At 41.1% G+C, this 14,543-nt stretch carries 14 protein-coding genes and 1 pseudogene; 4 read left to right on the forward strand and 11 right to left on the reverse strand.

Features of this window, described 5'->3' with window-relative positions; genetic code table 11:
* Positions 1 to 111: 111 nt before the first annotated feature.
* The 3 genes and pseudogenes from MKZ11_RS17940 to MKZ11_RS17950 all read right to left on the reverse strand — a co-directional run bounded on the left by MKZ11_RS17940 (position 112) and on the right by MKZ11_RS17950 (position 2,997).
* On the reverse strand, positions 112 to 738 hold the full coding sequence (locus MKZ11_RS17940; protein WP_340795726.1) for a class I SAM-dependent methyltransferase: 627 nt from the start codon (positions 736 to 738) through the stop codon (positions 112 to 114).
* A gap of 249 nt (positions 739 to 987) precedes the next feature.
* The gene (locus MKZ11_RS17945; RefSeq protein ID WP_340795727.1) at positions 988 to 2,292 is read right to left on the reverse strand and encodes a serine hydrolase domain-containing protein; all 1,305 of its coding nucleotides are present in this window, start codon (positions 2,290 to 2,292) and stop codon (positions 988 to 990) included.
* Between the two features lie 163 nt (positions 2,293 to 2,455).
* Positions 2,456 to 2,997, reverse strand: a pseudogene (locus MKZ11_RS17950) (isochorismatase family protein).
* Between the two features lie 213 nt (positions 2,998 to 3,210).
* Here MKZ11_RS17950 and namA point away from each other — a divergent pair.
* Together namA and MKZ11_RS17960 are read left to right on the forward strand one after the other, a co-directional pair.
* The gene (gene namA / locus MKZ11_RS17955) at positions 3,211 to 4,230 is read left to right on the forward strand and encodes an NADPH dehydrogenase NamA (protein ID WP_340795728.1); all 1,020 of its coding nucleotides are present in this window, start codon (positions 3,211 to 3,213) and stop codon (positions 4,228 to 4,230) included.
* A 341-nt stretch (positions 4,231 to 4,571) separates the two neighbouring features.
* On the forward strand, positions 4,572 to 5,048 hold the full coding sequence (locus MKZ11_RS17960; protein WP_340795729.1) for a YbaK/EbsC family protein: 477 nt from the start codon (positions 4,572 to 4,574) through the stop codon (positions 5,046 to 5,048).
* Positions 5,049 to 5,190: 142 nt separating this feature from the next.
* Here the strand turns inward: MKZ11_RS17960 and rnz are convergent, their stop codons facing one another.
* The 6 genes from rnz to mce form a co-directional block, all read right to left on the reverse strand.
* Positions 5,191 to 6,129 (reverse strand): ribonuclease Z, encoded by a 939-nt coding sequence (gene rnz / locus MKZ11_RS17965; protein WP_340795730.1) that lies wholly within the window; start codon positions 6,127 to 6,129, stop codon positions 5,191 to 5,193.
* Between the two features lie 16 nt (positions 6,130 to 6,145).
* Positions 6,146 to 7,330, reverse strand: a complete 1,185-nt coding sequence (locus MKZ11_RS17970; RefSeq protein ID WP_340795731.1) for a DNA polymerase IV — start codon at positions 7,328 to 7,330, stop codon at positions 6,146 to 6,148.
* A 168-nt stretch (positions 7,331 to 7,498) separates the two neighbouring features.
* Complete coding sequence (locus MKZ11_RS17975; RefSeq protein WP_340795732.1) at positions 7,499 to 7,975, reverse strand: chemotaxis protein CheW; 477 nt, start codon at positions 7,973 to 7,975, stop codon at positions 7,499 to 7,501.
* A gap of 14 nt (positions 7,976 to 7,989) precedes the next feature.
* The gene (locus tag MKZ11_RS17980) at positions 7,990 to 9,111 is read right to left on the reverse strand and encodes a M20/M25/M40 family metallo-hydrolase (protein ID WP_340795733.1); all 1,122 of its coding nucleotides are present in this window, start codon (positions 9,109 to 9,111) and stop codon (positions 7,990 to 7,992) included.
* 17 nt (positions 9,112 to 9,128) lie between these two features.
* On the reverse strand, positions 9,129 to 10,676 hold the full coding sequence (locus MKZ11_RS17985; RefSeq protein WP_340795734.1) for an acyl-CoA carboxylase subunit beta: 1,548 nt from the start codon (positions 10,674 to 10,676) through the stop codon (positions 9,129 to 9,131).
* Positions 10,677 to 10,680: 4 nt separating this feature from the next.
* On the reverse strand, positions 10,681 to 11,091 hold the full coding sequence (mce, locus tag MKZ11_RS17990; RefSeq protein WP_340795735.1) for a methylmalonyl-CoA epimerase: 411 nt from the start codon (positions 11,089 to 11,091) through the stop codon (positions 10,681 to 10,683).
* A 110-nt stretch (positions 11,092 to 11,201) separates the two neighbouring features.
* Between mce and prli42 the strand changes: the two genes are divergently transcribed.
* On the forward strand, positions 11,202 to 11,297 hold the full coding sequence (prli42, locus tag MKZ11_RS17995; RefSeq protein WP_156476017.1) for a stressosome-associated protein Prli42: 96 nt from the start codon (positions 11,202 to 11,204) through the stop codon (positions 11,295 to 11,297).
* A gap of 79 nt (positions 11,298 to 11,376) precedes the next feature.
* Here prli42 and MKZ11_RS18000 read toward each other — a convergent pair whose 3' ends face one another.
* Entirely contained in the window at positions 11,377 to 11,817 is a 441-nt protein-coding gene (locus tag MKZ11_RS18000; RefSeq protein WP_340795736.1) for a BrxA/BrxB family bacilliredoxin, read from the reverse strand.
* 568 nt (positions 11,818 to 12,385) lie between these two features.
* Here MKZ11_RS18000 and MKZ11_RS18005 point away from each other — a divergent pair.
* On the forward strand, positions 12,386 to 13,207 hold the full coding sequence (locus MKZ11_RS18005) for a phytoene/squalene synthase family protein (protein ID WP_340795737.1): 822 nt from the start codon (positions 12,386 to 12,388) through the stop codon (positions 13,205 to 13,207).
* Positions 13,208 to 13,508: 301 nt separating this feature from the next.
* Here MKZ11_RS18005 and meaB read toward each other — a convergent pair whose 3' ends face one another.
* Positions 13,509 to 14,543 (reverse strand): methylmalonyl Co-A mutase-associated GTPase MeaB, encoded by a 1,035-nt coding sequence (meaB, locus tag MKZ11_RS18010; protein WP_340797046.1) that lies wholly within the window; start codon positions 14,541 to 14,543, stop codon positions 13,509 to 13,511.

Consider the following 14,543-nt stretch of genomic DNA (forward strand, 5'->3'; position numbering starts at 1 on the left):
GGATAATAATCGACTACCTAAGTCACAAAGAAAAATGAGTTGCCAAAACAACTCATTTTTCTCCTTTCACTATTGAACGTTTGAATGTGAGTAACTATTTCTATTTTGCATTTAACTCGTAACTACGAATATACCGCCGCAATGCGATACCGGATGAAATTCACATTTACAAAAGTTTTTTAGCAAAGCGTTTATTTCTTCATAGACAAAATAAAATTCATCTTCATCCCAATACCCAATGCTTTTATTTTTACAAACTTCAAGCTCCCCACGCGTTTTGAATGCAATATCTCCAATAAATATTTTTCCATCTACAGAAAGTAGAGGAAGCAAACTCTTTATAAATGTTACTTTCTCTTTATCCGCCAAATGATGCAACGCATATGTGCTTACAATAGAGTCATATTTATTAAATGTATAAGAATCAGGTAAGCCATTAGAAATATCCCACTCTATTAAATTTGCAAATGGCATTTTAGATTGGGCTATTGCAATCATACGTGTAGAAAAATCTAAACCATCTATATAATGGCCATTTTCATAGAGTTTACTCGTTAAAACAGCTGTACCAAACCCTATATCTAAAACTCTTGATTGTTTCTTCTGCATGGCTTCATTAAAAATGGTATTTAATACTTTTTTGTATCCAGCAAACGGATAGCAATTATTATCTTCACTTATTTGTACTGTTTGATCGTAGTCATTAGCCCATAAATTAAATCCTTGTTCATTAAGCATTGAATGCTCCCCCTATAATTCGGACAAGCTGACGAGCATTCCTTATTCATTTAAAAATTAATCCTTTTAAACAAATTGATTTACTCGATTAGCTGCCGATCATTTCCCTTAAAACAGTGCGATAATAGATAATAGTAGTTTTTTTCATCATAAACTCCACCTTTCATAGATATATAGATATTATCATAATATTATGTATTTTTAAACCGCAGATTATAGACACGATTCCGTTTAAAGTCTTTTGAAAACCTACTTAGCCTTATTCATCATTTGATTATTCCCAGTACAGTCTATGTATTGCACACTTTCAATTTCACCTGTTAATGAATAATAAAATACAAGTTGCTCATTAATCATCTCGGTTATAAAAGTTGCTTTGGTGGAGTCGTGGCTAACTGGCAGAAGTTTGAATTTATAAACCGCTCCGTACATTTTAGAGACAGTTAAATAAAGCTCTTCTTTTTCAACAGATATATCTAGACATTTGTCTTTCTCATTTTCAAATGGATACTTACCTACTATAGGAACTACCTTTTTGAATGGGATTGGCACAGCAGGACATGGTAAAGATGACTGTTCCTCAAAAATGGTTTTCGCAATTTCCCGACTTAAATGTTCTACAGGCGTAACATTCATATTGCTTAAAAAGATAATGGTAACTTGATCATCAACAAATCTGAGAAAATCGCTACAAAAACCGCTAATATCTCCAGAATGATGTACACATTTTTTACCACCTATTTCAGATATCATCCAACCACATGCATATGAACTGAAATTTGGAGTAAACATTTTTTCTGTAAGTTCCTTGTTGAGTATTTTGAACAATTTCAATGCCTTATCCCAAATAAATAGATCCTCTGTTGTAGAATATACACCATAGGAGCCTAATGGAAATGACAAGTCCGCATATGCTGGATGAATCGGCTCTTCCCAGAAGGAATAACCAGAGGCCAACCTCGGAACGACCTTTATGCCATCATCACAGCCAGTATTATACATACCCAAAGGATTGCATATTTCTTCCTGAATATACTCTCCATAAGACATGCCTGAAACCGTTTCGATAATAGAAGTTAGCAACGCATAGCCTGAGTTTGAGTAACCAAAACGGCTTCCAGGTTCGAAATCCAATTCCCGTTCTTTAAATGTGTCAATAAGCTCATTTAAAGTCAAAGGAAGTCTCATTGAACTGAACCAAAAATCAGCAAAACTTGTATAATTGGGAATGCCCGAGCTATTCGTTAGGCAATGAAGAATCGTTATTCGCTCTCCATTTGGATAATCATGAAGATACTTGCCAACATAATCGTTTATGTTCAATTTTTTCTTTTCATGTAATTGAAGTATGCCCATGGCTGTAAAAGCCTTAGTGAGTGAGCCGATACGAAATTTAGTTGTAGGCATATTTGGCACGTTATGTTCCCGATTCGCCATGCCAAAGCCTTTATTTAAAAGAATATTTTCATTAGAAGCAATTAATATGGAACCAATCAAATAACTATTTCGATCGTATGATTCAATCCATTTATTTATTCTATTTTCTATGTCCATCAAGGTTTTTCCCTCACTTCGCTAAAGATTGACATGTTTCAATCATTTCTTGTTGATCCAACCTCTGCCAATTTGCTCTTAAATAAATTATCATCATGGATGTTGAATTTAAGATGCTTGGTACTAATACAATTCCGAATTGTGTTAGTGCTAGGCACCTTTCTTAAACAGTTTTATTCAGCTTATACTCTTCGACATATTCCCCGTAATCCAATACTTCAATTACATTTGACCAATGCAAAACAGTACCCACATAATCCCGAATATCCAATCCCTTCATTTCATATGTTTCATCTATATTTACTGTTCCAGTTGCATTTTCGACAAATGTAACTTTGAACCCTCTATCAAACGCTGTGATAGCCGTGAACATACAACAGAATTCAGTATTAAAACCCGTAATAAAAAGGTGATTCACATCTAACTGTTCTAATGTCTCAGCTAGATTTGTGTTGAAAAATGAACTTGGTGTTTGTTTCTCAATGACACAGTCAGCATATTCTTTAACCGACTATGTAGTTCAGAACCAACCGATCCTTGATAGAGCGGGCTTTCTTCCTGATCATCCAAATGCCTAATAAAAATAACAGGTTTTCCATTCTCCTTGAAATCCATAATAAGGCTCTCGATTATTGATAGTTCTTCTTGAACATAACCCAAATTCACAATTCCATTTTGTACATCTATGACTAATAAAGCCTGCATATTCTCACCTACTTTTCTCTTGAAAGATAACTTTTCTAGAAGGATGACAATTACTCCTTCAAAATTAGGTTAAATTGAAAAAGATTTGAAGATTCTTTTCCAGATAACCATGCTCAGCTCACATATGTTTGGAGATATGTGAGCCGGCAAGACTGTTTAAATAGTCTTGCTTTGCTATACTAATTGTGAAAAGTATTTAGGGAGGTCGAGAACATGGCAAAGTTATTTGAACCATTTACAATACGCAATGTTGAATTTAAAAACCGCATCGTTATGTCGCCGATGTGTATGTATTCGAGTCATAACGAAGACGGAATGATTGAGGATTGGCATAAAACCCATTATGCCACACGTGCAGTTGGCCAAGTCGGACTGATTATTGTTGAAGCGACGGCCGTCCAACCTGCAGGGCGTATTTCCCCCCAAGATCTTGGCATTTGGAGCGATGATCATGTTGAAGGATTAACAGAAGTTGTTCGCCTTATGCAACAGCACGGTGCGAAAGCAGGTATCCAGCTCGCACACGCCGGACGCAAAGCTACAGTGGACGGTGATATTTTTGCCCCGTCAGCACTGGCTTTCAATGACAAATATAAATCGCCTGTTGAAATGACTAAGGAAGATATAAAAACGACCGTGCAAGCATTCAAGGATGGTGCTATCCGTGCGAAGAAAGCTGGGTTTGACGTGATCGAACTCCATGGCGCACACGGCTATCTAATCAATGAATTCCTATCTCCCCTATCAAATAAACGAACGGATGAATATGGGGGCTCTGCGGAGAATCGCTATCGATTATTACGTGAAACCATTGATGAAGTGCGCACTGTTTGGGAAGGACCTCTTTTCGTTCGGATATCTGCAAATGATTATACGGACGGCGGAATGACGCCTGAAGCATACGTCGAAATGGCAAAGTGGATGAAAGAGCAGGGCATTGATTTGATCGATGTCAGTTCAGGAGCAGTCGTTCCGGCGGCAATCGATGCATTCCCTGGTTATCAAGTGAAATTTTCGGAAACGATCAAAGATGGTGCCGACATTTTAACGGGCGCAGTTGGGATGATCACAACTGGCATCCAAGCGGAAGAAATATTGAAAAATGGCCGCGCAGATATGATTTTGCTTGCCCGTGAATTATTGAGGGATCCGTACTGGGCATACACTGCGGCGAAAGAACTGCGTGTTGAAATTCAGTCCCCGAAACAGTATGAACGAGGCTGGATGTTTTAAACGTCTGACACCTGAATCGTTGGCAGTAATTTGAACTTATAAAAAGCAGTAGCGCAAACCACCCTATTGGTTCGCGCTACTGCTTTTTCATGGGATGTTTAATAGAACTTCCTATTTGATTCCCACCAATAGCGCATGAAATCTATCCGACTCTTCAAAGTTAAGAACGACTCTCCATAAAAGAAGGAAAAGGTCATAACTTTGTAGAATATTGTCTATTAGTCAAAAAACTAAGTAGGTTGAATTATCACAACTCGATACATACCTAGTGCAGGTGCTCTATATAGAGGTAGCCAATTATAATTGAAGAAAATCGAAAACGTTTGAAAGGAATGGGAAAAATGCAGAATTTAACAGCGAGTGTACTGCAAGTACAGGAGAAGCTACTGAACTTGGGACATCCAAACGAGGTTGTCACATTGACAGACAGCGCTCGAACTGCCCAAGAAGCGGCAGATGCCTTAGGGTGTGAGGTAGCGCAAATTGCAAAATCAATTATTTTCAAACTAAAAAGTACAAATCATCCGTTATTAGTTGTTGCGAGCGGGATCAATCGGATTGATGAGAAATTAATTGCACAAACACTAAATGACAAATTAGGAAAAGCCGATGCTGATTTTGTCCGTGAATCCACAGGGTTTGTCATAGGAGGGGTTCCCCCGTTAGGGCATAAAAAACCTGTACTAACCTTAATTGATGAAGACCTTTTTCAATATGAAACAATCTGGGCTGCTGCCGGGCATCCGAAAGCCGTATTTCAATTAACGCCAGATGAGTTAGGGAAAATGACAAAAGGACAAGTAGTATCTGTGAAATAATGTTCAATAATGAACTAAACCCGATACTTCCTGCAATAGGGAGTATCGGGTTTTTGCTTACTTCTATTCGCTTTTTCTTATAAGTAGAAAAATAGTAGCGAGTCAACAGACTTAAGGTTTCTTTATCAACAAGAGTCTATATTTAGTCCCGAATAATTTTACCATTTTTCCATTCGAATCGTGAAAAGTCTTCCGCAATATGGAGTGCCGGGAAGATTGCCTCCCCTTGTTTCTGCAATTTTGCAACGTCGCTTGGCATGAAACGGGCGCTGATATGATTAGCGATCAATGTTTTCGCTCCTGCTTCTTGCGCTACGCGCGCTGCATCACCAATTGTTGAATGACCGTATTCTTTCGCAAGATTTCCCGTATCTATGTCGAACGTTGCCTCATGAACAAGTATATCCGTATCTCGTGCCAGTTCAACAGCAGCTTGGCAGTAACTTGTATCACCAAGAATGGCAACCGTAAATCCTTCTTGCGGTTCCCCAGTAACATCCGAACTGACAACAACTCGTCCGTCCTCCAATACCACGTCTTCACCGCTCTTCAGCTGTTTCAGTAGCGGGCCATTTGGTACACCCGCGCCCTTCGCTTTATCGATGAGTAATTTTCCTGGAAGCGGCATTTGTTCAATCCGATAACCAAGACACGGGATAATATGCTGCAAGTTTTTCGCGGTTACTCGGTATTCGGCGCTTTCAAAAACAACGCCTTCCCCGATTTCATGAACAATTAGTTCATAGTTTAAATGTGTGTTGGTTACACGCAATGTTGTCTTAAGCCATTCCTCCAAGCCAAGAGGCCCGTATATATCAAGCTGGTCATCACCGCCAAGGAATGAGCGCGAGCCAATTAATCCGGGCAATCCAAATATATGATCACCATGCAGATGCGTGATAAATATCTTGCCGATTTTCCGTGGTTTCAGCGATGTATGTAATATCTGATGTTGCGTCGCTTCCCCACAATCGAATAACCAGTAGCCCTCCCCTTCAGCCGACAAATTCAAAACGAGGGCTGACGTATTTCGCATTTTGGACGGCATACCCGCACCTGTCCCTAAAAATTGCAGTTCCATAACGGATATCCACCTTTCATTTCATGCCCCGCTTCACTGTTCCGGGACCGAATTTTTGTTCTAGCTGCGAAAGCAGGGAATCCATTTTCTCTTCTTTCGCATGTTTTTCAAAGTTATATATTGAGAGTTGCTCATGTAGTTCATTCATCATAACCACATTTGAAACCGTAATACCCAGAAGACGAATTGGTTCACCATCCCAATGCCTTGTAAACAAATCAGCAGCTTCTTTGTAAATGTCCTGTTCTTTGTAAAGGGGATTGAGGACAGTCCTGCTGCGCGAATGATTACGCCAATCCGCTGTACGTATCTGAATCATAACGACTGTACCGGCTAATTGTCTATTATCCAGACGGCCCGCTACTTTGGACGCCAGCCATTTGAATACCTTCAGACATTCATCTAAGTCCGTTTCATCAACAGGCAATGTCGTGGAGCTGCCGAAACTTTTTCGTTCATCGGCTGCTTCAGGATCTACGTGACGGTGGTCGATACCATTGGCACGTTGGTGTAGTCTGATACCGTGTTTCCCGAAAGCTGTTTTGATGATGATTTCATCTGTTTTTGCTAAATCCCCGATTGTGTAAAGTCTCAATTCATTCATCTTTTTCTCCGTACTCTTCCCAATTCCATGCATTTCAATAACCGGAAGCGGCCATAAGATTGATTCGATTTCCCGCTTCCTTAAAATTGTGATACCCATCGGTTTTTTCATATCCGATGCAGTCTTTGCAAGAAACTTATTCGGTGCGATACCAATCGAACACGGTAGATCGAGCTCCTGTAAAAGGCGTTGTTGCATAGCAGATGCAATATCCACTGCATTGGTCAATCCGCCAATCGCTGTAATATCGATATACGCCTCATCAATTGAAACTGGTTCCACAAGGTCTGTAAAGGTTCGTAACAAATTGAAAACCGCAGAGGAAGCGATTCGATATTTTTCGAAGTCGGGCGGGACAATTACCAGATCTGGACATAGCCGTTTCGCCTCGCCGACGGTCATTGTCGTGTATATGCCAAACGCTCTTGCTTCGTATGAACATGTCACAAGGATACCTTTCCGCGCTTTAGGATTTCCTGCAACCGCCATCGGGATACCTTTCAAGGAAGGGTCATGCGCTTGTTCGACGGATGCGAAAAAACTATTCATATCTAGATGAAGAATGACCCTTGCCTGCGATTCACCGACCGTTGTCACGACACTTCCCCTCCTTCACGTTTGTACTATATATTTGAAAATATAGAATCCCTTCGAATTCTGACAGCAACTGGCATCTTCGCTCAGATTAGTATAGGTATTCATTTGTTCATTCTATCTAATTATAACATGCAAAAACCGGACAGATAACACTGCCCGGCTTACAGATTACTTTTCTTGCGCTACTTGTGCTTCCACGTATTCACCAATTTTATCCATCCCGGCAAGCGTTTGGGATAAAATCTCAGGATTAACAACAGTAATCATCCGGCTTTCCAAGTTTGCGACTGTCGTGAAATACGGTGTCCTTGAATATGCCATAAGCCCTGAAGAAGTCAAAGCACTTTCAGGTATATCAAGAATCTCTTTTGCATCCAGTACAAGAAGACCAATATATAAACTACCAGTCTGAACTACCACAACACGTGCATCTTCGCGCCCTTTTGCAGTTTTCCCGTAAAGAATTTGTTCAAAATCCAAAATCGGTACAAGTTCTCCACGAATCCGCATGAGACCGAGCATATAGTCGGGGAGATGCGGTATCGGGTTCACTTGTTCGAGACGCTCGATTGACACAACAGCATCGACTGCAATTGCATATTCCTCATTGCCACACTGGACAATAACTGCTTTCAAATCACTCATTCTCTATCCCCCTTTTACTTATTCGCTGTTACATGGACGATTTCAAGCAACAATTCTGTTAGCTTGTTCAACTCTTCAACAGGCATCCGTTCATTTTTCGTGTGAATTTCTTCGTATCCAACAGCTAGTGTAACTGTCGGGATACCTGCGCCATTGAATACATTACCGTCACTTCCGCCGCCGCTCGTCATTAGTTCTGGCGTTCGTCCAATATTTTTGATGGCCTTCATTGCCGTTTGCACAACTTCTGCATCTTCTTCAAAACTAAAGCCAGGATACATAAGCTGTACTTCCGTTTCTGCTTTCCCGCCCATTAGTTCAGCAGTCCGCTCAAATGTACGAATCATATGTTCTGTTTGTTCATTCAGCTTTTCTTGATTGATAGATCTTGCTTCCGCCAGAATATGCACTTCATCACAGACAATATTTGTTGCTTGTCCTCCTTGAAAACGCCCGATGTTGGCAGTCGTTTCTGAATCAATTCGTCCTAGTGACATTGCAGCAATCGATTTGGCTGCAATATTGATGGCTGAAACTCCTTTTTCAGGTGCGACACCAGCATGAGCTGTTTTGCCATGGATTGTCGTCCATAATTTCGCCTGATACGGTGCCGCAGTTACGATGCCGCCCACTTTTTGGTCGCTATCGACAGCATAGCCATATTTCGCTGTAATCAATGACGCATCCATCTCTTTCGCTCCAACAAGGCCACTTTCTTCGCCTGCTGTAATAATGAATTGGATATCGCCATGCGGCTTTCCACTTTCCTTCAATGTCCGCGCCATTTCAAATAGGGCTGCGATTCCCGCTTTATCATCTGCTCCAAGAATTGTCGTTCCATCAGAGTATACATAACCGTCTTCACGCAATTCAGGTTTAATACCCTGACCGGGAACGACAGTGTCCATATGGCAAGTGAAGTAAATCGGATCGATTCCTTCAGCAGTCCCTTTCATCGTAGCAATGAGATTTCCTGCACCATGTTCAGTCCGATCATCAGAATCATCTTCCTCGACGTCAAACCCAAGTGCTTCCATTTTCAGTGTTAAAACATCGGCAATCGCTCGTTCGTTTTTCGTTTCTGAATCAATTTGTACGAGTTCAAAAAATTCTTCGAGTAGTCTTTGTTTATTCATTTAAAGCATCCCCTTAATTATAACGGTATATTACCGTGTTTCTTCGTCGGTCTAGTTTCTTGTTTGTTGCGCATCATATCAAGTGCTTGTAGTAATTTAATGCGTGTTTCACGCGGATCGATAACGTCATCGACCATGCCATGAGATGCGGCCACATAAGGATTTGAGAATTTCTCTCGGTACTCCTCGATTTTTTCTTCACGCGTCGCGTCTGGATCATCGCTGTTGGCAATCTCTCTGGCAAAAATGATATTCGCTGCGCCTTGTGCACCCATTACTGCAATTTCAGCATTGGGCCAAGCATACACCAGGTCGGCCCCGATTGATTTGGAGTTCAGTGCAACATAAGCACCGCCAAATGCCTTTCGAAGGATCACCGTTATTTTAGGAACAGTTGCTTCAGAATAGGCATACAAAATTTTTGCACCGTGACGAATTATGCCACCATGCTCCTGTTTGATGCCTGGGAAGAATCCAGTCACATCTTCAAAAGTAATAAGTGGAATATTGAAAGAGTCACAGAAACGGATGAAACGCGCAATTTTATCGGACGAATCAATATCGAGTCCGCCTGCCATCACTTTTGGCTGGTTACAAACGAGGCCGACCGGTTCTCCTTTCATACGGGCTAGCCCCACTACGGCGTTTCTCGCAAATTCAGCTTGCACTTCCATGAACGAGTCTGTATCAACGACTTGTTCAATGACCTTTCGCACGTCATATGGACGGATTGTTTCATAGGGTACGATATCTGCTAAATTAGGGCGGTAATCATCCGCTTCATCATAGTCAGCAACTGGTGGTTTTTCGTTATTATTCTGCGGTAAATAAGCAAGCAATTTCCGAACATTCTCGAGAACAGTCTTCTCGTCTTTACCACGGAAATGTGCATTTCCGCTTATCGAATTATGTACTTTTGAGCCACCCAGATCTTCGGAAGATATTTTCTCCCCCGTAACCGTCTCAATTACTTTCGGTCCTGTGATAAACATCTGGCTCGTTTCATCAGTCATGAAAACAAAGTCTGTAATAGCTGGCGAATAAACAGCGCCGCCTGCGCAAGGCCCAAGAATGACTGATATTTGCGGAATAACACCGGAGTAGATAGCGTTACGATAGAAGATTTCACCGTAGCCGTCAAGTGAGACGACACCTTCTTGAATACGGGCTCCTCCCGAGTCGTTCAGTCCAATGAAAGGTGCACCATTTTTAGCCGCAAGATCCATAACATTGGCGATTTTCATCGCATGCATTTCTCCTAATGCTCCACCAAAGACAGTAAAATCTTGGGAAAACAAATAAATCGGTCTGCCGTTAATTTTTCCGTAGCCTGTGACTACTCCATCTCCAGGTCCAACTTGCTTGTCCATTCCGAAATCACGTGTCCGGTGCACAACAAACGGGTTTAATTCAACAAACGAGTCCGGATCCAGCAGTAGATCAATTCGTTCTCTTGCCGTCAATTTCCCTTTTTCATGCTGTTTAGCGATTCGATCGTCCCCGCCGCCAAGTTCAATTACTCTTTTTCTATCATACAATTCATTAATTTTATCATAGATATCCATCTTGTCAGTCCCCTTTGCCGCTTTTATCACATAGTTCATACAAAACGCCGAATGATGATTTAGGATGAAGGAACGCTACTTCGGCACCGCCAGCCCCCGGTTTTGGTTTTTCTTGCAGTAACTGTACACCTTTTTCCCTCAGTTCAGCCATCCTTGAACGAATATCCGTCACGCCAAATGCGATATGATGAACACCTTCTCCGCGTTTTTTAATGAATTTCGCAATGGCCCCATCTTCCCCAAGTGGTTCCAGTAATTCAAGTTTAATATTTCCAGCGTCAATGAACGCAACCCTTACATTTTGACTGGCAACTTCTTCAATCGCCAAAAGTGTAAGCCCTAGCGTATGTATGTAATAGTCTATTGATAGATCGATACTTTTCACGGCAATTCCAACGTGGTCTACTTTTTGCATAACAATTCCCCCTCCTCCTATTGTACATTTTACCTCATAAAATGGATAGATGTTGTGAAATTCATAATTTCTGTTAAAATAGAGCTATAAAGCTTAAGGGGTTTTGACTGATGAGCAATCGAAAAGTACAGAAAGTCGTTGTCTTAGTAATGGTCGGTGCAATGCTAGCATCGAGTGTTATGTTCGGCCTTAGCATGATTATGTAAAAATAAAAACAGTCCATTTGTGCAACTGCACTTGTGGACTGTTTTTTTGTTTTGCCAAGACTTCTAATGCTTTTCTTTTTTATAGTTCCTCGCAATATTCCTCGAACTGACTTTGTAAGTTTGTGACGACAGACATTGGATCATGTCCTTCGATTTCATAACGGCCAACTTCAGCTACCATCTTTCCATCTTTCATCAGTACAAATGATGGTGAAGATGGTAAGTGATCCTCTCCGAAAAGCATACGTGCTTGTGCCGTTGCTTCTTTGTCTTGTCCAGCAAATACAGTTACCAAGTGATCTGGACGTTTGTCATAATGCACTGCATGTGCAGCTGCTGGACGTGCAATACCGCCCGCACAACCGCAAACCGAGTTCACCATAACAAGTGTCGTGCCCGAACGTTTAAAAGCATCTTCTACAAGCTCAGGCGTTGTTAGCTGCTCATAGCCGCTAGCTTCCATCTCCGAACGTGCTTGTCTAAGGATATCATTCATATAAAGATCAAAATTCATATTCATGCTAAATCAAACTCCTTTCTATTTACTACTTTATCATAGCAGGAGAAGAAGGTTCGTGCAAAAAAAGTACTTGCTGAAAGGATATAAGACAGTACTAAAGTTTATCCTTATGAATAAATAATGAGGCTTCCTGTCTAGACTTTTTTCTCCAAACTTAAATGGTTTAAGTATAATATTCCCGATGATTATGATTGTCATCACTTTATGCACAAAACTTGTTGCATCAATCGCTGTACTGCACTGTTCTTTTGCCAATACTTTTCACAATAAGCGGTTCTAGTAACTTCCGTTTTCCCCCTGAATATGATTAAATGATACTGTAGCCATTTTTAAAATTCCTCCTATCTAATGGGAAGAGATTTTTGAAGTACTGTAAGTGGCACTTTACTTATTCACTGAAAACTAGGGGTTTTGTTGTCCCCTCTATCTATTTACCATGATAGACCCTCGAAGTTTCAGGACATGAAACCTGCGCCTATGTGCCGTACAAAGAAACCAATTCAACAAACGGCGTAAACACACAAACTAATATACTAAAACTACCACATGATGAAGGGGGAAAATCCCATTGAGTATTGAAACTAAATTACAAAAAGAAGCCATGCATGTACTAAAACTAACAAGCAGAACCTTTTATATTCCAATTAAAATGCTCAATCCAACGTTAAGAAAGACTGTAGGCTCCGCTTATTTATGTATGCGTGCTATTGATGAAATTGAGGACCATGAAGACTTACAATCTGAAACAAAGCAATACTTGCTGCGTGCAACTAGCAAGCTGCTACAATCAAAGTTTGATGACTCGGCCTATCAAGAGCTACTGAAACCTTATGAAAAACTGTTACCGGAAGTTACATTGAGGCTTGGTGATTGGCTTTCAGTATGTCCCGAAGGTATTATTGACAAGGTGAAAGAGTCGACAAGTATTATGGCGGATGGTATGGCTCGTTGGGTCGAAAAAGATTGGATAGTAAAAACAAAAGAAGATCTTGATGATTATACATATTATGTAGCAGGTTTAGTAGGCGTCATGCTCTCTGATATATGGGAAATGTATGACGGTACAGTAACGGATCGGGACTTGGCGATCGGCTATGGCCGAGGCTTGCAAGCAGTCAATATGCTACGCAATCAAGATGAAGATGCTGATCGCGGAGTTCGTTTCCTCCCTGATGGTTGGGACCGAAATGATATGTTCGCATATGCAACCACGAATTTGAGGAAAGCTGATGAATATATAGAATCAATTGATACTAAAAACATTCTGTTATTCTGCAAAATCCCACTTGCTTTAGCAAAAAGAACGTTAAAAACATTAAAAAGCGGCAATGAAAAAATGTCGCGTGCTGAAGTAGAATCTACAGTAGAGGAAATTATTAATGAAAACTAACACGGTTAGATAATCTAACCGTGTTTTTTATATTGGCTGTTTTAGTTGTTCTTCATTTATGCTTTTTAAATCTGAAGTGAAAATCCACTATTTTTTCTAGATACACTGAAACGAACGTTTCTTCAATTCCACTTCTTAGCTTCAAGTTTGCCTGCACTCCGTTTATACCCCATTTTCAGCTTCTTAATTAAATCAAAATTAACTAGAAAATCAATAAAGGCAACTTTCCGTTCAATTCTGAACGATAAGTCGCCTTTATTGTGAATACATTTGAACCCATAGAACAGATAATAATATGGTTCTATTTAAACAGCCGATCCACCGCGCTCGTCACCGTAAGTCTTCCCTCGAGCAATACCTTCTCGAGTTCCGCCACCTCTTCTTTCCTACCAGGTTCCGCAAAAAAGGTGTCAATCAGCCGATCATTAATCATGGAATGGAACCAATCTTTCGTTTGGGATTGTCGGCGCCTGTCCCAAAATCCGCTGATATTCATTGTCTCTTTGAATGACACTATCATTCCCCAAACTTCTTCCAGTCCTGTATTTTTAATTGATGAAACAGGAAGCGCAGTCGATGTCCATCCGGGTGATGCAGGTTGGAGGAAATGAAGCAGTTGACGATATTCCCTCACCGTCTTTTTTGCCAGCCCTAGATTATCGCCATCAGCTTTATGAACGACGACGCCATCTGCAAGCTCCATAATCCCTTTTTTCATACCTTGCAATTCATCTCCAGCACCCGTCAGAACGAGCAGCATAAAGTAATCGACCATACCACGCACGACCGTTTCACTTTGTCCCACACCGACTGTTTCAATTAAGATGACATCGTAGCCAGCAGCTTCGCAAAGCAACATCGTTTCACGCGACTTTTTATGTACTCCTCCGAGTGTGCCTGCTGATGGTGAAGGGCGAATGAACGCGTTTCGGTGTCTTGCAAGCTCTTCCATTCGTGTTTTATCACCCAAGATACTGCCACCCGTTACCGTTGAACTCGGGTCGATAGCAAGTACCGCAACTTTATAGCCCGCTTCGGTGAGCATCAGCCCAAATGCTTCGATAAAGGTGCTTTTCCCCGCACCCGGAACACCTGTTATTCCGATTCGAATGCTATTCCCTGTTAGTGGTAGCAGGTTGAGCAAAAGTTGCTGGCCTGCCACTTTGTCCGCTGGAATCATGCTTTCAAGAAGCGTGATTCCTTTAGCCAGATGAAGCCGTGAACCGGTTGTTATCTTCTCCGTCAGTTCTTCAATCGGGATTTTGCGTTCTTTTTTTTCAAATCGTTTCCGCGCTGTTGCTGCCATGCCATCATGCGAGGAATTGATACCGCCCAT

The organism is Sporosarcina sp. FSL K6-1508, from assembly GCF_038007465.1.
Taxonomy (GTDB): domain Bacteria; phylum Bacillota; class Bacilli; order Bacillales_A; family Planococcaceae; genus Sporosarcina; species Sporosarcina psychrophila_B.